Consider the following 24,346-nt stretch of genomic DNA (forward strand, 5'->3'; position numbering starts at 1 on the left):
CTCGCACCAAGCAAAAACGACGTCCTCCGGACGGGCACCCCGCCCCATTTTCCCGGCCCCGGGGTGAGGCCGAAAGGCCTCGGGATGACTGGCTAGGACCTCGCCCTGACCAGCCCCGCGTCGTACGCCGTGATCACCGCCTGGATGCGGTCGCGCGCGCCGATCTTGGCGAGGACGCGGCCGACGTGCTTCTTCACGGTGGACTCGGTGAGGACGAGCCGTTCGGCGATCTCGGTGTTGGTCCAGCCCTGCCCGATGGCGACGAGGACCTCGCGCTCGCGGTCGGTGAGCGTCCGCAGCCGGGGATCCTCCGCCACGGGGGCTCCACCGGGCGCGAGGACCTGATGGGCGTAGGCGTCCAGCAGCCGCCGGGTCAGGCTCGGGGCGACCACGGCGTCCCCGGTCGCCACCGCGTGGATGCCCGCGACGAGCTTCTCGGGACGCGCGTCCTTCAGGAGGAAGCCGCTGGCACCGGCCCGCAGGCCGTCGTACGCGTACTCGTCGAGGTCGAACGTGGTGACGATGAGGACCCGGGTCCGGCCACCGCCCGCGACGATCCGGCGCGTGGCCTCCAGGCCGTCCATGCCCGGCATCCGGACGTCCATGAGGACGACATCGGGGCGCAGTTGCGCGGCCAGCCGGACGGCCTCGGCGCCGTGCGCCGCCTCCCCGACGGATTCCAGGCCCGGGGTCCCCTCGATCAGCATGCGGAAGCCCATGCGCTGCAAGGGCTGGTCGTCGGCGATCAGCACGGTGGTCATGACAGATGATCTCCCGGAGCCGATGGAGCCGATGGAGCCGATGGAGCCGATGGAGCCGATGGAGCCGATGGAGCCGATGGAGCCGATGGAGCCGATGGAGCGGATGGAGCGGAAGGTGCGGACGGTGTCGGCGGAGTCGGTGCGGGGGGAACGTCGAGCACCACGTCCACCAGCCAGCCGTGCCCCGCCTCGCGCGGCCCGGCGACGACGGTGCCCCGGTACATGGCGGCCCGCTGACGGATGCCGACCAGCCCGTGCCCGGGTCCGTCGTCGTCCCCCTCCGGCCACGTACGCGGCGGCGCCCCGGACGGTACGCCGGTGTCGGCCACCCTGATCCGCACCTCCCCGCCGTCCACGGTGACGGCGACCTCGGCCGAGGACCCCGGCCCCGCGTGCTTGAGCGTGTTGGTCAGCGCCTCCTGCACGACCCGGTACACGGTGAGCTGGACCCCGCTGCCCAGGGAGCCGGGATCGCCCACCGTCCGGTACGTCACGCCCACACCCGCCGCACGGACCCGGCCCAGCAGCGCGTCCAGGTCCCCGACCCCGGGCTGCGGCCCGAGCATCCGCACCTCGTCCCGCTGCTCCTCGCGCAGGACGCCCAGCACCCGGCGCAGTTCGCTCATCGCCTGGCGGCCGGTGTCCCCGAGGACGCGCAGCGCCTCCTGCGACCGCTCGCCCCGGCTGCCCGCGAGGACCGCGGCGCCGTCGGCGACACTCACCATGACGGAGAGGTTGTGGCCGACGATGTCGTGCATCTCGCGCGCCACCCGCGACCGCTCGGCGGCCGCCGTGAGCCGCAGCCGCTGCTCCTGCTCGATCTCCAGCCGCCGCGCCCGGTCCTCCAGCGCCTCCAGGTACATCCGCCGGATCCGCAGGGTCAGCCCGATCGCGACGGCCGCGGTCGCCGTGCCCAGCAGGAAGAACGCGGCGAACAGCGGGTGCTCCATCGGGACCAGGACGAAGACCGCCAGCAGCAGCTCCGTCACCGTCACCGCGACGGCCCACCCAAGCGTCCGCAGGGACCCCCGGCGGGCCAGGGTGTACAGGGCGATCAGCGCGGCCATCCCGGTCGGCAGCCAGACGCCCAGCGACCACTGGACCACCGACACCGACGCGATCACGAAGAAGGTGACGGCCGGGGCCCTGCGCCGCCACCACAGCGGTACGGCGAGCGCGGCGACGAGCAGGTACAGGACACCGTTCGCCACCTGGTCGTGGGCGTCGGTCTCGCCGAACGGCGACGTGCGCTCGCCCCGGAGCAGGTCCGGCAGGGTGATCGCCACGATGAACAGCACGACCGCGGTGTCGAGCACCCACGGGTGCCGCCGGTCCAGCCGCTGCCTGCGGCTCTGGTCGCGCAGCAGCCGCCCGAGCAGCGGATGCGCCCAGGCGTCGTCCAGCCCGGGGGACGACGGGAGGGCCGTCCCCCGGGCGGTGTCGGCGGCGGCTGCCGCGCGCGGCGCGCTCATGGACACCATTGTCCCCGGGCCGCTCAGACGTCGGACCTGACGAGCCGGTACGCCGCACCGGCCAGTGCCAGGGCCACCCAGCCGGCGAACACCGCGAGCCCCGCCCCGGGCGACAGGGCGTCCGAGGCCTGGTGCAGGGCGTAGACGGCCGAGCCCGCGTTGCTGGGGAAGTAGGGGCTGAGGGTGTCGTACCAGGAGTCCGGCAGCAGCGAGGCCAGCCCCGGCAGGATCAGCAGCACGCCGACCAGCACCGCGATGGCCCCGGCGGAGGAGCGCAGCAGCACGCCCAGTGCGACCCCGAACGCGGCCACCAGACCCAGGTAGACCCCGGCCCCGGCCAGCGCGCGCAGGACGCCGTCGTCACCCAGCGAGAGCGCGATCCGCTCGCCGTCCAGCCCCGGGGCGCCCAGCAGGAACGCGGCCAGCGCGCCGACGGTCGTCAGGACCAGGGCGATCGGGCCGATCACGGCCGCCTTGGAGAACAGCACGGGCAGCCGGCGCGGCACCGCCGCCAGCGTGGAGCGGATCATGCCGGTGCTGTACTCGCCTGCCGAGAGCAGCACCCCGAGGACACCGACGGCCAGCGAAGCGAAGGTCACACCGGTCAGCGCCAGGGAGACCGCGTCGCTGTCCCCGCCGCTCCCCGGCCCGGGCGGCCCGCCGGCCGCGGTGGCGTCGGGGCTGTAGGTGTAGCCGGCGATCGCCCCAAAGAGCACCAGCAGCAGGACGGCGACCCCCAGGGTGATCCAACTGGAGCGCAGCGACCAGAACTTGGCCCACTCCGAGCGCAGCACCCGGACACCGGTGACCTTGTGGTCCGTCGTACGGGCAGACGCGGGGGCGAGAGCGGTGACGGTCATCAGGCGGCCCTCCGTTCGGTGCCGGCGGGGCCCGCCGGAGCACTCTGGTACTCGACGACATCGCGGGTGAGTTCCATGAACGCCGCCTCCAGCGAGACGGACCGCGGGGTGAGTTCGTACAACGGCACCCCATGCTGCGCGGCGATCGCCCCGATCTCCCGGGCGTCCCGGCCGACGACCAGCAGTTCCTCCGCGGAGGCGGAGGTGAGGGTGACGTCCGGACCGGCCAGCAGCGCGCGCAGCCGTACGGCCTCCGTGCTCGCGACCTTCACCCCGCCGCCGCCGGCCTCCCGGGTGAAGTCCTCGACCGTGGTGTCGGCGAGCAGCCGCCCGCGCCCGATGATCACCAGATGGTCGGCGATCAGCGCGGTCTCGCTCATCAGATGCGAGGAGAGCATCACGGCCCGCCCCTCGTCGGCCAGGGAGCGCAGCAGATGGCGCACCCACAGCACGCCCTCCGGGTCGAGGCCGTTGACCGGCTCGTCGAGCATCACGATCGCCGGATCGCCGAGCAGCGCCGCGGCGATGCCCAGCCGCTGGCCCATGCCGAGCGAGAAGGAGCCCACCCGCTTGCCGGCCACACTGGTCAGCCCGGCCAGCTCGATGACCTCGTCCACCCGGCGGCGCCCGATGCCGTGGGTGTGCGCGAGCGCCATCAGATGACTGCGCGCGCTGCGCCCGGGGTGCACGGACCGGGCCTCCAGGAGACTGCCGATCTCGTGCAGCGGGGCCGTGTGCCGGGCGTACGCCCGGCCGTTGACCGTGACCGTGCCCGCGGTGGGGGAGTCCAGCCCGATGATCATGCGCATGGTGGTGGACTTGCCGGCCCCGTTCGGCCCCAGGAAGCCGGTGACCTCGCCCTCCTTCACCGTGAAGCTCAGCCGGTCGACCACCGTCCTGTCCCCGTACCGCTTGGTCAGCTCACGCGCTTCGATCATCGGACTGGGCCTTCCTGCCTCGCACTCGGCCGCGGCGGCACCGCGGCTGTGCATCCGACGGTAGGAGCGCGCGGGGCCCGGTCCCTGGGCCCCCGGGGGAATCTTCGGGACGTCCGTGGTACCCCGGTACCACGGACGTCACCGGATCCCGGCCCTCCTACGGATCCCGGCTGTCCTGCGGATCGGGACAGTCCTCGTCGGTGCCCTCGGCGTGCCTGCCGTCGGCGGTGGTGACGGTCACGGTCACCGTTCTGCCGTCCCTCCGGGAGACACGCAAGGCCCGGCCCGCCGTGCAGATGAGCTGCCGCTCCGCCAGTGCGGACGTCTCCATCGCCACGTCGTCCGGCAGGAAGACCGACACCCGGTGGCCCTCCGCCTCGGCCCGTACGGGCTCCTTGGCCGTCGCGGACGCGGAGGGAGTCGCCCTGGCGGCCGACTCCGCCGCCTCGATGAGGTCGTCCAGGTCCTGCGTGGCGGCCTCGGTCGGCAGCACGGACTCCGGCCCCGACGCCCGGGCCACCCATGTGGTCACCCCCCGGGACCGCTCCACCACGTCCGGACCTTCGAGCATCTCCTCGATCGCCACCGCGGCGTCCCCCGCCTCGGGGACCGCGCGGCGCACGGCGAACAGCGCCCCGTCCTGGACGAAGTAGAGCGGGGTCGTCGCGGTGATCCCGCTCGCCGGGCCGCCCGCCTCGACCACGCCCGTCGAGGGGATGCCGCAGGAGCAGAGCGCGAGCGCCGCGCCGGCGATCAGCAGCGCCGCACGGCAGGCCGGTCCCGTCACTGGTTCTCCCATGCCGACTCGTCCCGCCGCAGCGGCAGTTCCACCGTGAAGACGGCACCGCCGCCCGGACGGTTGGCCGCGCGAACCGTACCGCCGTGCATCCGTACGTTCTCCTCGGTGATCGCCAGACCCAGCCCGCTGCCCTCGGTACGGGTGCGCGCGCTGTCGGACTTGTAGAAGCGGTCGAAGACGTACGGCAGCACGTCCTCGGGGATGCCCGGCCCGCTGTCGGCCACCTCCAGGACCGCATGCCGCAGCGTGGCGTGCGGGCCGCCCTCGGACAGCGTCAGGTACACCGGCCGGCCGCCGTGCCGCAGGGCGTTGCCGACCAGGTTGGCCACCACCACGTCCAGCCGGCGCGGATCGACCCGGCCGCGCAGTTCGTCGGGGCCCGGCAGCCGCGCCTCGACGGCGTCCGACCAGCCCCGGGAGGAGACCGTGCGCCGGACCGACTCGGCGAGGTCGACCTCGTCCAGGTGCAGTTCCACCGCCCCCGCGTCGAAGCGGGAGATCTCCATCAGGTCCTCCACCAGCCGGGCCAGCTTCACGGTCTCCTCGCTGATCAGCCGTACCGCCGTCGCCGTGTCCGGATCGAGGTGGGCGGCCTCCTCGTCCAGCACGTCGGTGACCGCCGACATCGCCGCCAGCGGGGTGCGCAGCTCGTGCGAGACGTCCGAGGCGAAACGGCGGGCCCGCGCCTCCATGCCGCGCAGCTCGGCGACGGAGTGCTCCAGCGCCGCCGCGGTCTCGTTGAACGTGTGGGACAGATCCGCGAGTTCGTCCGCGCCGTTGACGTCCAGCCGGGTGTCGAGCCGGCCCTCGGCGATGCTGCGGGTCGCCCGGCGCAGCGCCCGCACCGGCCGCAGCACCCCACGTGCCGCGAACAGGGCGAGCAGCACGGCGACGCCGAGCGCCGACGCGGTCGCCCGTTCGATCGCCGTGACCAGCGCGTCGACGGACCGCTGTTCGTCGGTCTGGGGCACGGTCAGGAAGACCTGGATCCCGGTGGGCGTCCGGCTGCCCTCGCCGGAGGCGAACACGACCGTCATGCCGACGACCAGGGAGCTCCGTCCCTCGCTGCTCACCCGCTGGAACACGGTGGCCATACTGGAGCCGACGGCCTTGCGCAGGGCGGGCGACACCTCGTCGAAGCGGTCGCCGGGCGCCGAGGTCGCGCTGAGCCCGTCGTAGACGACGAGGACGCGCCAGGTGCCGGACGGTTCGGCGGCCGCCACGCTGGACGCGAACTGACTGAGCATCGGCTCGGTGGGCGGGTAGCCGACGCCCGTGGCGAGCCGGCTGACCTGGGAGCGCAGCTGGCGGATCACGGTGTCCTGGCTCTGCTGGAGCACCCCGTTGCGCGCCTCGCGGAAGGTCAGCGCCCCGGTCGTGGTGGTGGCCAGGGCCGCGACCAGTCCGAACGCCACCACCAGCCGGACCCGCAGCCCGCGCAGCACCACCCGGGACGGGGTGCGCGCCGCCTTCACGGGGGTGCTCCTCCCGTTCGCCGGGGTGCTCTTCCCGTGCTGCGGAGCGTGCGCCTGCCGCTCGGGAGCGGGCGTGCTCCCGGCCCCTCTTCCGCGGGTCCTCGCCCGCGTCGCGCGGCTCACCGCGACGCGAACCGGTAGCCGAAACCGCGGACCGTCTGGATGTAGCGCGGTTCGCGCGGCGGGTCGCCCATCTTGGCGCGCAGCCGTTTGACGCAGGCGTCCACCAGCCGGGCGTCGCCGTGGTAGCTGTGCTCCCAGACCGCCTCCAGCAGCTGCTGCCGGCTGAACACCTGCCCCGGCGAGGCGGACAGGGTCAGCAGCAGCCGCAGCTCGGACGGGGCGAGCTGGACCGGGGCGCCCCGCAGGGTGACGGACAGCCCGGCCCGGTCGACGGCCAGCTCCCCGTAGGTGTCGATCTTCGGCAGTCCGCCGTCGCCCGGGGCCGATCCGCCCGCCCGGCGCAGCACGGCACGGATCCGCGCGTCCAGCACCCTGGCCTGCACCGGCTTGACGACGTAGTCGTCCGCGCCCGCCTCCAGACCGACAACGATGTCCACGTCATCCCCCCGCGCGGTCGCCATGAGAATCGGCAGGGTCTGGTCGACGGAGCGGACGGCACGGCACACGTCCAGGCCGCTCATGCCGGGCAGCATCAGATCGAGGACGACGACATCGGGCCGGAAGGAGCGCAGCCGTTCCATGCCCTCCTCCCCGGTCGGGACGGCGGCGACCTCATGGTTCTGGCGGCGCAGCCCCAGCGCGACCCCTTCCCGGACGGCAGGGTCGTCTTCGATCAGCAGAACACGTGGCATGGGCTCAGTATCGGGACCGCCGGTCCCCGAACGGGGCGCTGTTACCGGATGATCACATAGACCGGATGATCACTCGTTACGCATCCGTTATTGTCTGACCCGGACCCGATCACATCAACTTCACAGTCTGGCTGACCATGAGCGAGCACAAGGCACCGTCCTCCACCACCGGCCGCCGCCGGAGTGGCCCCGCCCACGCCTCCGGGCGGCGCCGCGGGAAGGGCCTGCTGTGGGGAGGGCTCGCCGTGACGACCGCCCTCGGGGTCGCCGGCTTCGCCGCCGTCGCCTGGGCGCTGCCGGCCGGCAAGGACTTACTGGCGGGGGCGGGAAGCGCCGGACGCGCCGAGCCCGGTGCCCCGGAGGCGAGCGCCTCCGGGGCCGCCGCCTCCGGGACGGGCGCGGTCGGGTCGGGTGCCGTCGGGTCCGGCACGGCCGGGTCGGGTTCCGTCGGGGCGGGCGGCTCCGGGGCGGGCGGCTCCGACCCGACCGGGCCGGCCCCCGGCCGCACCACCCCGAGCCCCGGCGCGCCCTCCTCCGGCCCGTCCGGCGCGGCGCCGGAGAGCTCCTCGCCGAGCCCCTCCGGGACCACCGTCCCGCTGCCGAGCACCGGCCCGGGAACCTTCGTCACCGCCTCCGGCGGCGGCGACCCGGTCGGCAAGGGGAAGAAGCCCCTGCGCTACCGGGTCGAGGTCGAGACGGGGCTCCGGCTCTCCACCGCGGACGTGGCCGAGCAGGTGGACGCCATCCTGGCCGACCCGCGCGGCTGGACCGCCGACGGCGCCCTCGCCTTCCAGCGGGTCTCGGGCGGGACCGCCGACTTCGTGGTCAGGGTGGCCACCCCCGGCACCGTCGACAAGGTCTGTCTGGAGGGCGGGCTGGACACCCACGGCGACTTCAACTGCAACGTCTTCGACAAGGTCATGGTCAACCTGGAACGCTGGGAACTCGCCACCCCCGTCTACGCCCAGGACATCCCCTCCTACCGGGCGCTGATCATCAACCACGAGGTCGGCCACTACCTCGGCCACGGCCATGTCGGCTGCCCCGGCGCCGGCAAGCCCGCCCCCGCGATGATGCAGCAGATCAAGGGGATGAACGGCTGCGTCCCCAACGTCTGGCCCTACGGCGACGACGGCAGGGAGATCACCGGCCCCGCCGTGCCCTGACCCCCGCCGAGTACGATGACCAGGGCTTGCACACCCCCGCCGGGGCGGGCACATGGGAGGGTGGGTTCAGGTGGACGCTTCGGGCAGACAGCGGCCCACGATGGCGGACGTCGCCGCGAAGGCGGGGGTCTCGCGGGCGCTGGTCTCGATCGTGTTCCGCAACCAGCCGGGCGCGAGCGAGGAGACCCGCCGGCGGGTGCTGAAGGTCGCCGACGAGATCGGCTACCGGCCCGACAGCGCGGCCCGGCTGCTCGCCCGCGGCCGCAGCCGCACCCTCGGCGTGATGTTCACCGTGCAGCAGACCTTCCACACCAACCTCATCGAGGGCATCTACCCCGAGGCCGAACGCCTCGGCTACGAAGTCCTGTTGTCGGGCTCGACCCGCAGCCGCAGCGAGGAGAAGGCGGTCGAGGCGCTGCTCAGCCACCGCTGCGAGGCGCTGATCCTGCTCGGCTCCTTCGCCGAGCCCGCGTTCCTGGACGAACTGGGGCGTCGCACGGTCGCCGTCTCCGTCAGCCGCCGCATCCCGCACGCCCACGTCGACTTCGTGCACTCCGCCGAGGGCAAGGGCGTACGGCAGGCCATGGACCACCTCGTCGGACTCGGGCACCGCCGGATCGTGCACATCGACGGCGGCCACGGCCCCGGCTCGGCCGAACGCCGGCGCGCCTACCGGGCCGCGATGCGCCGCCACGGGCTGGAGGCCGAGGTGCGGGTGCTGCCCGGCGACCACACCGAGGTGTCGGGCATCGAGGCGGGCCGCGCCTTCCTCGCCGAGCGCGAGCAGGGCCGGCCGCTGCCTACGGCGGTCCTCGCCGGCAACGACCGCTGCGCCATGGGCCTGCTGATGTCCCTGACCCGGGCCGGGGTCGAGGTGCCCCGCGATCTGTCCGTCGTCGGCTACGACGACAGCCACCTCTCCCACCTCATGCCCATCGGCCTGACCACCGTCCGCCAGGACGCGGTGCTGATGGCGGAACACGCGGTGCGCTTCGCCGTCGAACGGCTGGAGAACCCCGGACTCGAGCCGAGGGAGGCGGTGCTGGAGCCGAAGCTGGTGGTCCGGGGGAGCAGCGGACCCGTGCCGCGGGACGCGGCCCGGGACGACGCCTGAGGCGACGCCTGGGACGACGTACGGTCCCGGGCGCCGGCCGGGCCGGTCAGCGGGTGCCGTTCGCCGCGAACTTCGCCACCGCGTCCACGTTGTCCTTGGTGATGAAGGCCGGTCCGGTCAGGACGGGCGCGGTGCCGCCGCCGCTGACGTTGCCGTTGTTCTTGTACAGCCACAGGGCGTCCACGGCCAGATAGCCCTGGAGGTAGGGCTGCTGGTCGACTGCGAACTCGACCGTGCCGTCCTGGGCGGCCTTCACCAGTGACTCGTTGAGGTCGAAGGTGGCCACCTCGGCCTTGGTGCCCGCGTCGGACAGCGACTGCACGGCGGTGAGCGCGATCGGGGCGCCGAGGGTGACCACCTGGTCGATGGAGCTGTCCTGCTTGAGCTTGGCGGTGATCGTCGACTTCACCGACGGCATGTCCGTGCCGTTGACGTAGAGGATGTCGGTCGTGCCGCTGAACCCCTTCTTCAGACCGGCGCACCGGGCTTCGAGGGCGACCTGCCCCTGCTCCTGGATGACACAGAGGGCGTGTTTCGCGCCGAGCTGGTCGAGCCGCTTGCCGAACGCCTGGCCCGCGATGTTCTCGTCCTGGCCGAAGTACTCCAGCATGCCGAGCGCCTTCCAGTCGTCGACGCCCGAGTTGAAGCCGACCACCGGGATGCCGGCCGCCGTGGCCTTGGCGACCACGTCCTTCATGGCCTCCGGCTTGGCGGCGGCGGCCCGCGCGCCCTTGCGGATCAGGTCCCAGAACGTGTCGCCGGGGGAGGCGTGGGTGACCATGGCGACGGTCATCCGGGGGGTGTCCGCCTTGCCCGCGGCGGCGCCGTTCGCGCTCTTCTCGGCCTTCTTCCCGCCGGAGCCGCTGGAGCAGCCGGCCGCGAACAGGGCTCCCGCGAGGGCGGTCGCGGTCAGAGCGGCGGCCCGGTGATGTCTGCGCATGTCCCTCGCACCTCGCTGTGCCGGTCGGGGTGGGCGTGGCCTGGCCGACGGCGGCGGCTCGGCCACTAGAGCGCGTCATTAGCGCGCTCTAGTGGCATGACTATGGTGCGGCCCGCCGGTGATGTCAACGGCGATGTCATGACGTTCCGACAGCGACAGCGGCTGCGGACTGCGGGCTGCGGCGTGCGGGCTGCGGGCTAGGTACCCGGGGCCGGATCGACGCCCCGGCCCCGTACCGTCTCCGCCGCTCGGCGCAGTTCGGCGAGGACCGTGCGCACGGCTCTGCGGGCGGCGCGCTCGGGGCGGTGCAGTACGTCGATGTGGCGGGCGGCGCGGATACCGCTGAGCGGGCGCAGGACCACCGCCGGATGGGGGCGGGAGGTCCAGCGCGGCATCAGGGCGACGCCGCCGCCCGCGGCCACCACCTCCGCGACCACCGCGATCTCGTTGATGCGATGGACGATCTCCACCCTGCGGCCGGCGGCGGCGGAGACGGCCTCGACGGTGGCCATCAGCGGAAAGCCGTCGTGCACCGTGATCCAGGGCTGATCGGCGACCTCCTGGGGCGTCAGCGCGGGCTTCGCGGCCAGCGGGTGGTCGGCGGGCAGGGCGATGTCCAGGGGCTCCCGCAGCAGCGGGGTGGCCGTCGCGGTCGCCGGCCAGGGCGGCGCGTGGTCGAGCCGGTGGGCGAGGACGAGGTCGTAGTGGCGGGTCAGCGGCGGGAAGTCGTCCTGCGCCACGTCCTCGTCGTGCAGGGAGACACGCGGCGACCCCGGTGTGCCGAGGCCGCGCAGCAGGAGCGGGAAGAACGCGGCGGCCCCGCTGTGGAAGGCCGCCACCGACACCGCGCCGTCGGGCCGCTCCACGAACGCGTCCACGGCGTGGCGCGCGCGGGCCAGCGCCGTCTCCACGCCGATCGCCGCGTCGGCCAGTGCCTGACCGGCGGCCGTCAGGACCAGCCGCCGGCCGTCCCGCTCGGTGAGCGGCACCGGGATCGACCGCTGGAGCAGCCGCAGCTGCTGGGAGATCGCCGAGGGCGTCACCCGCAGCGCCTCGGCCGCCGCGGTGACGCTGCCCAGCTCGCCCAGTTCCCGCAGCACCCGCAGCTGCCTCTCGTCCATGCCCTGAGTGTAGCTTCGCTTAAGCATGGCTTGAGCAACTCGTCGTTTACTTCAAAGTGCAGGTCCGCGAGGGTGGATCCCATGCCAGCCACCCGCCGCACGGACGTCGTGCTGCTGGCCGTCGCCGTCGTCTGGGGTTCCAGCTATCTGTCGGCGAAGACGGCCACGGCCACCACTCCGGTCCTCCTCGTCCTGTTCCTGCGCTACGCCCTCTCCGCCGCCGCCTGCGTCGCCGTGGTCACCGCCCTGCGCGCCAGGTCGGGGCCGCTCACCCGGGACGAGGCGGTACGCGGCTGTCTGCTCGGGGTCACCCAGGCCGCCGTCCTCGTCCTGGAGACGTACGGCGTCGCCCACACCAGTGCCGCGAACGCGGGCCTGATCATCAGCCTCACCCTCGTCCTCACCCCGGTGCTGGACCGCGCCGGACGCCCCGGCGGACCGCCGCCGGCCTTCTTCCTCGCGGCCGGCGTCTGCGTCGCGGGCGTGGGCCTGCTGGTGTCGGGCACCGGTCTGCACGCGCCCGGCGCCGGTGATCTGCTGATGCTCGCGGCGGCGGTCGTCCGGGCGGGCCATGTGGTGCTCGTCGGACGGCTCACCACGGGCCGGGCGGTACGACCGCTGCACCTGACGACCGTGCAGGTCGTCGTCGGCACGGTCCTGTTCCTGCCCTTCGCCGCGACCGGGCTGCCCGAGCTGGCCCGCATCGACGCCGTCACCTGGGCCCAGCTCGCCTATCTGGCCCTGTTCTGCGGGCTGTTCGCCTTCCTGGCACAGACCTGGGCGGTGCAGCGCACCTCGGCGACCCGCGCGAGTCTGCTGTTGGGCACCGAACCGGTGTGGGCCCTGCTGGTCGGCATCGGCTTCGGCGGCGAACACCTCACCGCACTCTCCGCCCTCGGGGCCACGCTGATCGTCACCGGCACGTACTGGGGCCAGGCCGTCGAACGCCGTACACGCGAGCCGCGCCTTACCGTCCCCCCGGGTGCGGAGGACCGGGCAGCTGCGCTGCCCGGCCCCGCGCCCATCAGTCGACGCTGACGACCTTCCACAGCTGGTTGGCGACGTCGCCGTCGGACGACTGCACGACGGACGCGCCGTCCGTGGTGGCGGCACCGGCGACCAGTTCTGGTTCAGGGCTCCCGAGTCGGTCCACTGGATGACGTCGAACGCCTTGGAACTGCCATCGAGGTAGCGCACGCCTTCGTGTCGTTCCCGGCCGTACACCTCGACCGGACGTTGGAGGACTACCGGCGGGAGATCCAGCGGCGCCTGTTCGGCTGACCGCCGCCGCCGGGGACCACTGGGAACGGGGACCGCGGCCCGCTTTCGAGCGAGCCGCGGTCGCGGGGGTGGGGGCGGGGGCTACCTGCCGTAGCCGGCCGCGGTGATGTTGGCCTGTACGGCGTTCTCGGTCGCGTCGGAGGGGTAGCCGGAGGTCATGACGCCTTCGTAGAAGGTGCCCGCGGCGCCGTGGCTGTTGTCACCGCCGATGCCGAGGATGATGGCGCCCTCCTTCTTCATGGGGTTGTAGCCGGCGACGTTGGGGCGGACGCCGTTGTAGAAGGTGGACAGGGACCCGCTCTGGGCGTTGCCGCCGCGGATGGCCCATTTGTTGGGGCCGCCCTTGACGACGGCGGTCAGGTAGCGGTGGCTGATGGAGGGGTCGCCCGGGTTGTAGCGCTGGTTGACGCCGGAGAACAGGCCGTTCTCCAGGTCGGCCATGATCCAGGGGCCGTTGCCGCTGCCGTAGCCCCAGACCTTGATGTTGCCGAAGTAGATGGCCTCCATGGTGCCGTTGCCGTTGTCCCGGCTGTTGGTCTCGGCGTTGCCGTAGTCGAAGCAGCAGCCGCCGTTGTGGTGCGTGCCGTCGAGCACGGCGTACATGCCCTCCGCCTGGTCTCCCTTGGCGACGCCGTTGGTGCGGTTGTTGCGGTAGCCGGTGCCGGGGGCGACGAAGACGCCGTAGGCCTTGTGGCCGGCGACCGTGACCGGTGCCGCGGTGGCGTTGGCGAGGTTGTCGTAGCCGCCCGCGGCCGGCCCGGAGAAGCCGCCGGGGGGCGCCTGGGTGAGACGGTTGCCCCGCCCCGACTGGTCGTAGACGACCGTGATGAGGCAGGAGGTGCCGGCGCAGAAGGAGTCCTGGGCGGCCGCGTTGGCGACGCCTCCCGCGTTCAGGACACCGATGTCGCGGGTGGCGTTGTCCGAGGCGCGGCGTACCCGGTACAGCGGGCCGTTGTAGGACGAGTACAGGGCGCGGGTGGTGCTGTGGGCGGCCACGCAGGGGGTGCCGCCCGCGGCGTACAGGTCGCAGGGCAGCGATCCGGCGGCGTGGGAGGCCGGGGCGGTGCCGGTGAGGATTCCGGTGGTCAGCGCGGCTGCCGCGCCCGTGGCGAGCAGCGCGTGCCGCACGGAACGGGCTCGCGGTCGTGTGGACATGGTTGAACTCCTGTGACGGTGGGGGGTGTTGTCCGGCCGAAGCCGGAGGAGGCCTCAGAACCGGGTGAAGAACTTCCAGACCTCGGCCGGCACCCAGGTCCTGGAGCCGCTGTCGCCGCCCGCGCCGTCCTGGGGCGCGGCGATGTGGCCCTCGTCGAACGCGGCCCACACGACGGGGTGCCCGGCCGAGCAGCCGGTGTAGGCGGTGACGCGGTGCGTCCGGCTGCCCTGTGCGGGTTCGGGGGGGGTTCTGCGCCGCGCAGCCGTTGTCGCGCACGAACCGGTCACGCAGGGTGCGTCCACCGGAGACGCCGAGGACCGAGTCGCGGATGCCGTGCACGCCGAGGTAGGCGACGGGCTGGGTGCCGCCGGCGCAGCCGCTGAGCAGTCCGCCGGACTGGACCGCGACCGCGCGGAAGACCGTGGGCCTGGCACAGGCCAGTGCGTAGGTCATGGCGGCGCCGTAGCTGAAGCCGAGGGAGAAGCGCCGGGTGGTGTCGACGCACAGGGCGTTGTCGATCTGGTTGAGCACGGCGTCGGTGAGCGCCACGTCCTCACCGCCGGAGTTGGCCCAGCCGTTGTTGAGGCCCTGGGGTGCGACGAAGATGGTGCTGTTGTTCGCCAGCCGCTGCAACCCGTAGTACGCCCAGGTGCCGTTCTCCACGGTGCGGCCCGTCGCCACGTCGTCGGCGGTGCCGCCGAGCCAGTGGAAGCCGAGGACCAGCCGGTAGGCACGGTTGCGGTCGTAGTTGTCCGGCACCTTCAGGATGTAGCTGCGGTTCTTGCCGTTGACTTGCAGGGTGTGGGTGCCGCTCGCCAGTCCGGGGGCCCTGCCGCACCCGGCTGTCGCCGCGGCGGTGTCGACGGCCGCCGGGGTGGTGCCCCGGCCGCCGGTGTCCGGGGCCGCGGCCGCGGTGGTCGCGACCAGGGCGAGAACCGCCGCGATCACGGTGGGCCATAACTTGGCTTTCTGCATGACATCACTCCTTCGATCGATCAACCGGGTGAGGGTGGGCGGCCGTGGGGGCTGAGTGGTGGCTCAGCGACGGCTCAGCGGTATCCGGCCGCGGTGATGTTGGCCTGTACGGCGTTGTCCGTCGCGTCGGAGGGGTAGCCGGCGGTGATGGCGCCCTGTTTCCTCATGGGGCTGTAACCGCCGGGCAGTGAACCCGCGTACAGCGTGGTCAGACCGCCGGACTGGGCGTCGCCGCCCTTGATCGCGAACCGGGAGGTCCCGTTGTTCTTGAGCATCGCGGTGACGAACTTGCTCGTGTAGGCGCGCTGGTTGGGGTTCCAGGAGGTGCTGCCGCCGGGGTACAGGCCCCACTCGAGGTCGGCCTGCACCCAGGGGCCGGTTCCGGAACAGCCGCCGAACCAGCACGACTTGCTGAAGTTGATGGCGTCCATCGCGCCGGGGCCGTCCGCCTTGCGGGTGGTCTCGCTGTTGCCGTAGTCGAAGCAGCAGCCGCTGTTGACGTGCGTGCCGCTGGTGACCATGTACATCCCCTCGGGCGCGCTGCCGGTGGGCACGCCCGTCGAGTGGCCGTCGCGCCAGTAGCTGTTGCCGGCGTTGATGTAGAGGGAGTAGGCCTTCCTGCCGCCGACGGTGAGCGACTCGCTCGTCGCCTTCGCCGCCGTGTCGGAGCCGCCGACCCCGCCCGGTCCCTGGTAGCCCAGATGGTTGCCGTGCCCTGACTGGTCGTAGACCCAGGTGATGACGCAGGTCGTGCCGGCGCAGAAGGAGTCCTGGGCCGCGGCGTCCGCCGGGCCGCCGGCGACGGTGACGCCGATGTTCCGGGTGGCGTTGTCGGACGCGCGCCTGACCTGGTAGAGGGGGCCGCTGTACGCGCCGTACAGGGCGCGCACGGTGCTGTGCGCGGCGATGCACGCGGTGCCGCCCGAGGCGTACAGGTCACAGGGGCCCGTGCCGGCGGCGGAGGCCGGAACCGGTGAGATCAGGAGGGCCAGCAGGGCGGCGCACAGCGCCGTCAGGCAGGCCGCCGCCCTGGTCGCCGAGCGTCGGACGTGCCTCCGGGCCTGCCGGGGGAGAAGCCTGTGCGCAGGGGGACAGGGAGCAGATGGGCATGGGCATGACAGTGCTGGAGCTCATGGCGAACTCCAGAGGGATTCGGCGGCTGGTCACGCTCGTCGGCGCGGGGCGCACAGGGGTACGTGTCCGAAATGTCGAACATAACTCGGAGTTTCGGACGCTTTGGATGATAGGAACGCCATGACAATCGTCAATGCCTGGCACAGGATTTTGTCTGGCGGGTTGACGAATTCGAGCCGCCGGCCGAGGAGGCCGGCGACACACCCGGAACACCCTTGGCGACGCCCCCGGCGGTGTCCCTCCCTACGCCAGCGCGCGCAGTGCCGCCACGCGTTCGGCCAGATAGGTACGGCACCAGGCGAGGTGGTCGCTGTCCTCGTAGCCGCGCGGGCCGCACTCCGCCACCACCAGCAGGCCCAGATAGAGGCCGTAGAGCGCCAGGCGGTGCCGGAGCGCGGGGGTGAAGTCGAGCCGGCCCCCGGCCTCCCGGTAGCCGGCGACGAGGGCGCTGTCCGGACCCACGTCCCCGCCGAGTTCCATCGAGACCAGCTCGGCGGCCGGATCGCCCCAGAAGGCCCGCTCGTGGTCGATGAGACCGGTGATCCGGGGGGTGGACGCGGACCCCTCGGCCCCCGTCGTGTCGGGGACGCCGACGAAGATGTTCCCCGGCCACAGGTCGAAGTGGACCAGGCACGGCCGGGTGACCTCGTCCAGCGCGGCCCCGCCCGCCGCCACCAGGTCCCTGATCTCCGCGTGCGACGCGCCGAGGTCGGACCCCCAGTGCTCCGCGTCCGCCAGCAGCGCCTCCACCATGGCGGTGAACGCCGTCCGCCAGTCGGGGGCGGACAGCCCGGACTCGGGAGCCGGGTACCCGAACCGGCCGTCCTCGGCGACCAGCGTGTGCAACCGGGCCGTGATCCCGCCGAGCTCCCGCCGCAGCGCGCTCTCGGCCGCGGCGGGCAGCCGGTCGGCCACCTTGTCCCACGGGGTGCCGTCCAGCACGGACACCGCGAGGAACTCCTCGCCCGCGTAAAGCAGTTCGGGCGTGGGCACCCCGGCACCGGCCGGGGACGCGAGCCGCCGGTACACCGCCGCCTCGGTCGCCATGATGCCCCGCTCGTAGCGCAGGACGGGCGTGCCGGCGGGCGGCGCGAGCTTCACCACCGCCGCGCGGCCGTCGTCGAACCGCACCCGGTAGGCGGTGTTGAACCAGCCGTCGGTCAGCTCCGTCTCCAGCCGGCACCCGACCCCCGTCGCCTCGCGCATCAGGACGTCCAACTCCTCGGCGGACACCCGTCGTTTGGTGAGGCTCTGCATACGGCGGCTCGCTTCCGGTCGTCGGCACGGGGGCTGGGAGCGCTCACATTCTGCGCGGTGCGCCGACCGGCGGTCCAGGACTTAACCGTCGACTTGATCGTCCGGGGCGCCGAACCACGCCGACAGCCTCCCGGCCAGCTCCCCCTGGTCCGCGCCGACCCACACCACATGGCCGTCCGGCCGCAGCAGCACCGCGGGCACGTCCAGCTCCTCGCTGACGTCGACCACATGGTCGACCCGGTCCGCCCAGCCCGCCACCGACAGCCGGCCGGTCCGGTCGAGCAGCAGCCCGCGCCCGCCGCGCATCAGCGGGTACAGCCGCCCCCGCTCCTTCAGCGCCACGTCCCGCAGCCGCCGGCCGAGCAGCTCATGGCCCTCGCCGACGTCGTAGCGGACCTCGACCGCGGTGATCATCCCGGTCACGTACCGGTTCACCTCCTCGATGTCCATCAGCCGCGAGAACAGCGCGCGCAGCGCGGTCGGACCCGGTTCCGCCCCCAGCAGTGTGATCGCCGCGCGGGTGTTGTCCAGCACCCGGGCGCCCACCGGGTGGCGTTCGGCGTGATAGCTGTCCAGGAGCCCTTCCGGGGCCCGGCCGGCGATCTCGGCGGCCAGCTTCCAGCCCAGGTTGAACGCGTCCTGGACGCCCAGATTGAGGCCCTGCCCGCCCGTCGGCGGGTGGATGTGCGCCGCGTCGCCGGCCAGCAGCACCCGCCCGACCCGATAGCGCTCGGCCTGCCGGGTGGCGTCGCCGAACCGGGACAGCCAGCGCGGCGCGTGCGCCCCGAAGTCGGTGCCCGCGACGGCCCGGAGCCGCCGCTTGAACTCCTCCAGCGTCGGCGGCGCCGTCCGGTCCTCGGCCACCCCGTCGGCGGGGACGACGACCCGGTACGCTCCCTCGCCGCTCGGGGCCGCGCCGAAACGCAGCTGGGTCCTGCGGACCTCCTCCACCACGGCGGCGATCCGCGCCGGGTCCTCGGCCAGCTCCATCTCGCCCAGCAGCGTCTCCACGGTGGCGGGCTCTCCGGGGAAGGCGATTCCGACCTGCTTGCGCACCAGGCTGCGGCCGCCGTCGCACCCGACGAGCCAGCGGGAGCGCAGCCGCGTCCCGTCCGCCAGCTCGGCGGTGACCCCCTCGTCGTCCTGGCTCACCCCGACCACGTCACAGCCGCGCCGGACCTCGGCGCCGACCTCGACGGCCCACTCGTTCAGCAGCCGCTCGGTGACCGGCTGCGGGGTGGCCAGGCCGTACGCGTGCGCCGTGTCGAGGCCGTCCGGCCACGGCTTCACGATGCCGCCGAACAGGCCACCCGCCGAGAACTTCCCGCTGACCGCGAGGAACCGCTCCAGCAGCCCGCGCTGGTCCATGATCTCCACGCTCCGCGCGTGCAGGCCCTGTCCCCGGGACTCGGGGGTCGGCTCGGTCAGCCGCTCCAGCACCACCACCCGCACGCCGTGCAGCCGCAGTTCGGCGGCCAGCATCAGACCGGTCGGCCCGCCGCCCACCACGATCACGTCGATGACATCGGCGGTGTCGCTCGTCGAAACGCCCATACGTCGCTCATCCCCCAGGTAGAGAGTCAATTACCGGGCACCACCTTGCGGCGATCGGGCACCATCCTCCGTTGGACGGCACACCGAGCCGTTTCCCCGACACCCCGGCCGTTCTCGCGGCCGCCCGTCCCGAGGGGCGCGTCCTCGAACGCGGCACCGGGACGGGGGAGGGGACCGCCTGGCTGCTCAGCGGGATGGGTCCCGCCGCCCGCCTGGTCACCGTGGAGCTGGAACCCGCCCACCAGGCGATCGCGCGCGAGGAACTGGCGGTCTTCGCGGACACCTGGCCGGGCAAGTTCACCCACCTCGACCGGGCGCGGGACCTCCTCGCGCCCGGCGGGACCCATCTGATCGACGACCTCGACCCGCAGCCCGGCTGGCCCGAGGGCCATCAGGCGTCCGTGGACGGGCTGTTGGCCGAGCTGGAGGGCCGCGCGGACTGCCGCTGTGCCTGGCTGGCCTGGGCCAGTGGGCTGCTGATGGCCGTGCGCACGACCGCGAACCGAGGTCAGTCCTCGACCGGTGACGGCACCGGTCCCCCGAACGCCCCGAGGATCCGCTCGGCCGCCAGGGTCGCCGTCAACTCGCCTTCCCTGACGCGCTGTTCGAGGTCAGGTGCCAGGGCCCGTACCGCGGGATCGGCGTGCAGCCGGCCCAGGAGTTCGTCGCGGACCATGCTCCAGGTCCAGCCGACCTGCTGGTCCCGGCGCTTGGCGGTGAGCCGGCCGGTCGAGTCCAGCAGCGCGCGATGCTGTTCGAGACGCTCCCAGACGGTGTCCAGGCCGGTCGCCTCCCGGGCGCTGCAGCTGAGCACCGGCGGGGTCCAGGCCGGGTCGGGGCCGTGCATCAGCCGCAGGGCACCGGTGAGTTCGCGGGCCGCGGCCTTCGCGTCGCGTTCGTGCGGACCGTCCGCCTTGTTCACGGCGATCACGTCCGCCAGCTCCAGGACGCCCTTCTTGATGCCCTGGAGCTGGTCGCCGGTGCGGGCGAGGGTGAGCAGCAGGAAGGAGTCGACCATGTCGGCCACCGCGGTCTCGGACTGGCCGACGCCGACCGTCTCCACGAGGATCACGTCGTAGCCGGCCGCCTCCATCACGACCATCGACTCCCGGGTCGCCTTGGCGACCCCGCCGAGGGTCCCCGCGCTGGGGGAGGGCCGTACGAAGGCCGCCGGATCGACCGCGAGGCGCTCCATCCGGGTCTTGTCACCCAGGATGGAGCCGCCCGTACGGGTCGAGGACGGGTCGACGGCCAGCACCGCGACCCGGTGGCCCAGCGAGGTGAGCAGCGTGCCGAAGGCGTCGATGAACGTCGACTTGCCGACCCCCGGCACCCCGCTGATCCCGATCCGCCGCGCGCGGCCGCTGTGCGGCAGCAGCGCGGTCAGCAACTCCTGGGCCAGTGACCGGTGCTGGGGCCGGGTGGACTCGACGAGGGTGATGGCGCGGGCGATCAGCGCCCGCTTCCCGTCGAGCACACCCTTCACATAGGCGTCGACATCGATCACAGCTCGTGCCCGAGGTCGGCACCCAGCCTCGCCACCAGGTCGTGCGCCGCGTCCGGGATGACCGTGCCCGGCGGGAAGACGGCCGCCGCGCCCATCTCCAGGAGCGTCGGCACGTCCTGCGGCGGGATGACCCCGCCCACCACGATCACGATGTCCTCGCGCCCCTCCTCGGCGAGCGCCTCGCGCAGCGCCGGGACGAGGGTGAGGTGCCCGGCGGCCAGGGAGGACACCCCGACGATGTGCACGTCCGCCTCGACCGCCTGCCGGGCCACCTCGGCCGGGGTCTGGAACAGCGGGCCGACGTCGACGTCGAAGCCGAGGTCGGCGAACGCGGTGGCGATCACCTTCTGGCCGCGGTCGTGCCCGTCCTGGCCCATCTTGGCGACCAGGATGCGCGGACGGCGGCCCTCGGCCTCCGCGAACGCGTCCACCAGGGCGCGGGTGCGCTCCACCGACGGGGACTCGCCTGCTTCGTTGCGGTACACGCCGGAGATCGTACGGATCTGGCTCGCGTGCCGCCCGTACACCTTCTCCAGGGCGTCCGAGATCTCGCCGACGGTCGCCTTGGCGCGGGCCGCGTCCACCGCCAGCTCCAGCAGGTTGCCCTCACCGCCGGCGGCCCGCGTCAGCGCGTCCAGTGCGTCCTGGCAGGCCCGCTCGTCGCGTTCCGCGCGCAGCCGCCGCAGCTTCTCGATCTGCTGGGCGCGCACCGAGGAGTTGTCGACCTTGAGGACCTCGATCTCCTCGTCGCTCTCCACGCGGTACTTGTTGACGCCGATGACGGGCTGCCGCCCGGAGTCGATCCGGGCCTGGGTGCGGGCCGCGGCCTCCTCGATGCGCAGCTTGGGGATGCCGGCGTCGATCGCCTTGGCCATGCCGCCCGCCGCCTCCACCTCCTGGATGTGCTGCCAGGCCCGGCGGGCGAGGTCGTACGTCAGCTTCTCCACGTACGCGCTGCCGCCCCACGGGTCGATCACCCGGGTGGTGCCGGACTCCTGCTGGATCAGCAGCTGGGTGTTGCGGGCGATGCGCGCCGAGAAGTCGGTGGGCAGCGCGAGCGCCTCGTCGAGGGCGTTGGTGTGCAGCGACTGGGTGTGGCCCTGGGTCGCCGCCATCGCCTCCACACACGTCCGCGTGACGTTGTTGAAGACGTCCTGCGCGGTCAGCGACCAGCCCGAGGTCTGCGAATGGGTGCGCAGCGACAGCGACTTGGTGTTCTTCGGGTCGAACTGCCGCACCAGCTTCGCCCACAGCAGTCGCGCCGCGCGCAGCTTGGCGACCTCCATGAAGAAGTTCATGCCGATCGCCCAGAAGAACGACAGCCGGGGCGCGAACGCGTCCACGTCCAGGCCCGCCTCCCGGCCCGCCCGGATGTACTCGACACCGTCCGCGAGGGTGTAGGCCAGCTCCAGGTCGGCTGTCGCGCCCGCCTCCTGGATGTGGTAGCCGGAGATGGAGATCGAGTTGTAGCGGGGCATCCGCTGCGAGGTGTACGCGAAGATGTCGGAGATGATCCGCATCGACGGCTTCGGCGGATAGATGTAGGTGTTGCGGACCATGAACTCCTTGAGGATGTCGTTCTGGATGGTCCCGGCCAGCTTCTCGGGCGGTACGCCCTGTTCCTCCGCCGCCACGATGTACAGCGCCAGCACCGGCAGCACCGCGCCGTTCATCGTCATCGACACGGTCATCCGGTCCAGCGGGATCCCGTCGAACAGCTGCCGCATGTCGTAGATCGAGTCGATGGCGACGCCCGCCATGCCGACGTCACCGGTCACCCGCGGGTGGTCGCTGTCGTAGCCGCGGTGCGTGGGCAGGTCGAAGGCGACCGACAGGCCCTTCTGGCCGGCCGCGAGGTTGCGGCGGTAGAAGGCGTTGGACTCCTCGGCCGTCGAGAAACCGGCGTACTGACGGATCGTCCAGGGCTGGTTGACGTACATCGTCGGGTACGGGCCGCGCAGATACGGCGCGATGCCCGGGTGGGTGTCCAGGAAGTCCAGGCCCTCCAGGTCCTGCCCGGTGTACAGCGGCTTGACCGCGATGCCCTCCGGCGTCTCCCAGAGCAGGTCGTCCCCGCCGGCCGCCTTCTTCACGGCCGTACGCCACTCGTCGGCACCGCCGTCGGCGGCCGGGGTCCCCAGCTCGATCCCGGAGAAGTCGGGGACGGAGGGGCCGGAAGGGGCGGTCATCTGGACACTCCCATGCGGTCGAGGGTGGCGGACAGGACGGCGACCGCGTCACAGCCCGCGAAGACGTACGCGTCCACATCCGGGTACTGCCGGGGACGCCCGGCGAGGAACACCTGCGTGGCACCCGCGGCCTTCAGCCGCGCCGCCTCCGCGCCGGCCCGCTCCTCGTACAGCGCGTCGCTGGAGCACAGACAGGCCTCGGTGGCCCCGCTCTCCTCGAACGTGCCCTCGGTGACCGGCTCGATGCCGCCCGCCTGGAAGAGGTTGGCGGCGAAGGTCAGCCGCGCGGTGTGCGCGGCGGCCGGGCCGAGCGCCGCCAGGAACACCCGTGGCCGGGCACCGGTCGCGGCGAGGTGGGCGTCCGAGCGGGCCCTCAGCTCCTCGAACGCCTCGTCGCGGCGCACCCGCGGCAGACCGCCGGAGCGGGGCGACGGCGCGCCCTCCCGGACGACCGGCTTCTCGGCGAGGAACGGGAACTCGCTGACCCCGGTGACGGGTTCGCGGCGCTTGGCGAGCCGCTTGGAGCGCTCCGCCCAGGTCGTCGCCAGGTCGGTACGGATCCGGCCGGAGCGGAGCACGGCCGCCTGGCCGCCGTCGCGCTCGATCGTGCGGAAGAACTCCCAGCCCGCGCGGGCGAGTTCGTCCGTGAGTCGTTCCACGTACCAGGAACCGCCGGCCGGGTCGATCACCCGGGCGAGGTGCGACTCCTCGATGAGGATCGTGGACGTGTTGCGGGCGATCCGGCGCGCGAACGCGTCCGGCAGCCCGGCCGCGTCGTCGAACGGCAGCACGGTGACCGAGTCGGCCCCGCCCGCCCCGGCGGCCAGCGTGGCGACGGTCGCGCGCAGCATGTTCACCCACGGGTCGCGGCGCGACATCATCACCGGCGAGGTCACCGCGTGCTGCACCTGCGCACCCGCGGCGGGCGCCCCGCACACCTCGGCCACCCGGGCCCACAGCCGGCGCGCGGCCCGCAGCTTGGCGATCGTCAGGAACTGGTCGGCGGTGGCCGCGTAGCGGAACTCCAGCTGGGCGCAGGCCTGTTCGACACTCAGCCCGGCCTCGGTCAGCGCCCGCAGATACGCGACACCCGTCGCCAGCGACGCACCCAGCTCCTGGGCGGCCGAGCCGCCCGCCTCGTGGTAGGGCAGCGCGTCCACCGTCAGCGTCCGCAGCCCCGGGTACTCCTCGGCGCACAGCCGCGCCAGCGCGGTGGCCGGCCCGAGGTCCGCGGTCCGCCCGGTACGGGCCTCGTGGCCGAGCGGGTCCGCGCCCAGACCGCCGCGCACCGCGTCCTTGGCGACGCCCCGCTCGGCGTACAGCCGCAGCAGCTCCCGCGCGGCCGGCTCGACCTCGGTCCCGGCGTCCAGGACGACCGGCGCCAGGTCGAGATAGACCCCGTCGAGGACCGTGGCGAGCGACGACACGGGGATCCCTGCCTCGCCGACGACCAGCCACAGCGAGGTGACGCCGTTCTCCAGGTCCGTGAGCACCGCACCGTTGCCGGCCACCTGGTGCCGCTGCCGTACGTCCCACCCCCCGAGCGTGTTCCCCTCCGGCCGGCCGGACCGGACGAAGGGGGCGAATCCGGGGAAACCCGGCTCGGGCGCTGTGTCGTGCGCGGTGTACAGAGGACGGGTGCGCAGCCCGTCCTCGAGCGCGGTGGACAGGGCTTCCTCGGCCTGAGCGCCCTCGACGTCCTTGCCCGACTTGCGCAGCACGCCCGCGACGAGGCGCTGCCACTGCTCGTGGGTGGAGTCAGGGAACTCGGCGGCCAGCTCAAGCCCGTCGTCAGGCAGGACCGTCATGCTCGGATGGTAGGCCAGAGGCGC

General features: G+C 73.1%; 19 protein-coding genes and 2 pseudogenes. 3 read left to right on the forward strand and 18 right to left on the reverse strand.

What is annotated here, in order from left to right; translation table 11 throughout:
• Positions 1-92 precede the first annotated feature (92 nt).
• The 7 genes from ABZ490_RS35560 to ABZ490_RS35590 all read right to left on the reverse strand — a co-directional run bounded on the left by ABZ490_RS35560 (position 93) and on the right by ABZ490_RS35590 (position 7,120).
• Positions 93-761, reverse strand: coding sequence for a response regulator transcription factor (locus ABZ490_RS35560; RefSeq protein WP_358999783.1), 669 nt, complete (start codon positions 759-761; stop codon positions 93-95).
• Positions 758-2,233, reverse strand: coding sequence for a histidine kinase (locus ABZ490_RS35565; RefSeq protein WP_358999786.1), 1,476 nt, complete (start codon positions 2,231-2,233; stop codon positions 758-760). The genes ABZ490_RS35560 and ABZ490_RS35565 overlap by 4 nt, the downstream gene beginning before the upstream one ends.
• Before the next feature lie 23 nt (positions 2,234-2,256).
• Positions 2,257-3,093 carry an ABC transporter permease gene (locus ABZ490_RS35570; protein WP_358999789.1) on the reverse strand — a complete coding sequence of 279 codons (837 nt, stop codon included), beginning with the start codon at positions 3,091-3,093 and terminating at the stop codon, positions 2,257-2,259.
• A complete protein-coding gene (locus tag ABZ490_RS35575) occupies positions 3,093-4,031 on the reverse strand; it encodes an ABC transporter ATP-binding protein (RefSeq protein WP_358999791.1) in 939 nt (312 codons plus the stop codon). The genes ABZ490_RS35570 and ABZ490_RS35575 overlap by 1 nt, the downstream gene beginning before the upstream one ends.
• 157 nt (positions 4,032-4,188) lie before the next feature.
• Entirely contained in the window at positions 4,189-4,830 is a 642-nt protein-coding gene (locus ABZ490_RS35580; protein ID WP_358999794.1) for a hypothetical protein, read from the reverse strand.
• Positions 4,815-6,305, reverse strand: a complete 1,491-nt coding sequence (locus ABZ490_RS35585) for a HAMP domain-containing sensor histidine kinase (protein WP_358999797.1) — start codon at positions 6,303-6,305, stop codon at positions 4,815-4,817. The genes ABZ490_RS35580 and ABZ490_RS35585 overlap by 16 nt, the downstream gene beginning before the upstream one ends.
• Before the next feature lie 119 nt (positions 6,306-6,424).
• A complete protein-coding gene (locus tag ABZ490_RS35590) occupies positions 6,425-7,120 on the reverse strand; it encodes a response regulator transcription factor (protein WP_358999799.1) in 696 nt (231 codons plus the stop codon).
• A gap of 137 nt (positions 7,121-7,257) precedes the next feature.
• Between ABZ490_RS35590 and ABZ490_RS35595 the strand changes: the two genes are divergently transcribed.
• Positions 7,258-8,286 carry a DUF3152 domain-containing protein gene (locus ABZ490_RS35595; RefSeq protein ID WP_358999802.1) on the forward strand — a complete coding sequence of 343 codons (1,029 nt, stop codon included), beginning with the start codon at positions 7,258-7,260 and terminating at the stop codon, positions 8,284-8,286.
• 100 nt (positions 8,287-8,386) lie between these two features.
• Positions 8,387-9,400 (forward strand): LacI family DNA-binding transcriptional regulator, encoded by a 1,014-nt coding sequence (locus ABZ490_RS35600; RefSeq protein ID WP_359000023.1) that lies wholly within the window; start codon positions 8,387-8,389, stop codon positions 9,398-9,400.
• A 46-nt stretch (positions 9,401-9,446) separates the two neighbouring features.
• Here ABZ490_RS35600 and ABZ490_RS35605 read toward each other — a convergent pair whose 3' ends face one another.
• Both ABZ490_RS35605 and ABZ490_RS35610 read right to left on the reverse strand, forming a co-directional pair.
• Positions 9,447-10,340, reverse strand: coding sequence for a substrate-binding domain-containing protein (locus tag ABZ490_RS35605; RefSeq protein WP_358999805.1), 894 nt, complete (start codon positions 10,338-10,340; stop codon positions 9,447-9,449).
• Between the two features lie 197 nt (positions 10,341-10,537).
• Positions 10,538-11,461, reverse strand: coding sequence for a LysR family transcriptional regulator (locus tag ABZ490_RS35610; protein ID WP_358999808.1), 924 nt, complete (start codon positions 11,459-11,461; stop codon positions 10,538-10,540).
• An 81-nt stretch (positions 11,462-11,542) separates the two neighbouring features.
• Between ABZ490_RS35610 and ABZ490_RS35615 the strand changes: the two genes are divergently transcribed.
• Positions 11,543-12,499: a DMT family transporter gene (locus ABZ490_RS35615; RefSeq protein ID WP_358999811.1), complete on the forward strand. Its 957-nt coding sequence runs from the start codon at positions 11,543-11,545 to the stop codon at positions 12,497-12,499.
• Here ABZ490_RS35615 and ABZ490_RS35620 read toward each other — a convergent pair.
• The 9 genes and pseudogenes from ABZ490_RS35620 to ABZ490_RS35660 all read right to left on the reverse strand — a co-directional run bounded on the left by ABZ490_RS35620 (position 12,486) and on the right by ABZ490_RS35660 (position 24,322).
• Positions 12,486-12,614 carry a hypothetical protein gene (locus ABZ490_RS35620; RefSeq protein WP_358999814.1) on the reverse strand — a complete coding sequence of 43 codons (129 nt, stop codon included), beginning with the start codon at positions 12,612-12,614 and terminating at the stop codon, positions 12,486-12,488. The two genes, ABZ490_RS35615 and ABZ490_RS35620, sit on opposite strands and share 14 nt — an antisense overlap.
• Before the next feature lie 218 nt (positions 12,615-12,832).
• A pseudogene (locus tag ABZ490_RS35625) lies at positions 12,833-13,897 on the reverse strand (arabinofuranosidase catalytic domain-containing protein); the annotation flags it as partial.
• 54 nt (positions 13,898-13,951) lie between these two features.
• On the reverse strand, positions 13,952-14,185 hold the full coding sequence (locus tag ABZ490_RS35630) for a hypothetical protein (protein WP_358999817.1): 234 nt from the start codon (positions 14,183-14,185) through the stop codon (positions 13,952-13,954).
• Between the two features lie 762 nt (positions 14,186-14,947).
• Positions 14,948-15,826 (reverse strand): annotated as a pseudogene (locus ABZ490_RS35635) (arabinofuranosidase catalytic domain-containing protein); the annotation flags it as partial.
• Positions 15,827-16,250: 424 nt separating this feature from the next.
• Positions 16,251-17,264 carry an aminoglycoside phosphotransferase family protein gene (locus ABZ490_RS35640; protein ID WP_358999820.1) on the reverse strand — a complete coding sequence of 338 codons (1,014 nt, stop codon included), beginning with the start codon at positions 17,262-17,264 and terminating at the stop codon, positions 16,251-16,253.
• A gap of 81 nt (positions 17,265-17,345) precedes the next feature.
• Complete coding sequence (rox, locus tag ABZ490_RS35645; protein ID WP_358999823.1) at positions 17,346-18,818, reverse strand: rifampin monooxygenase; 1,473 nt, start codon at positions 18,816-18,818, stop codon at positions 17,346-17,348.
• A gap of 508 nt (positions 18,819-19,326) precedes the next feature.
• Positions 19,327-20,325, reverse strand: a complete 999-nt coding sequence (gene meaB, locus ABZ490_RS35650; RefSeq protein WP_358999826.1) for a methylmalonyl Co-A mutase-associated GTPase MeaB — start codon at positions 20,323-20,325, stop codon at positions 19,327-19,329.
• Positions 20,322-22,514 (reverse strand): methylmalonyl-CoA mutase, encoded by a 2,193-nt coding sequence (scpA, locus tag ABZ490_RS35655; RefSeq protein ID WP_358999829.1) that lies wholly within the window; start codon positions 22,512-22,514, stop codon positions 20,322-20,324. Before scpA ends, meaB begins: the two co-directional genes overlap by 4 nt.
• Complete coding sequence (locus ABZ490_RS35660; RefSeq protein WP_358999832.1) at positions 22,511-24,322, reverse strand: methylmalonyl-CoA mutase subunit beta; 1,812 nt, start codon at positions 24,320-24,322, stop codon at positions 22,511-22,513. The genes scpA and ABZ490_RS35660 overlap by 4 nt, the downstream gene beginning before the upstream one ends.
• Positions 24,323-24,346: the final 24 nt, after the last annotated feature.

Origin of the sequence: Streptomyces sp. NPDC005811, from assembly GCF_040630405.1 — a bacterium.
Classification (GTDB): domain Bacteria; phylum Actinomycetota; class Actinomycetes; order Streptomycetales; family Streptomycetaceae; genus Streptomyces.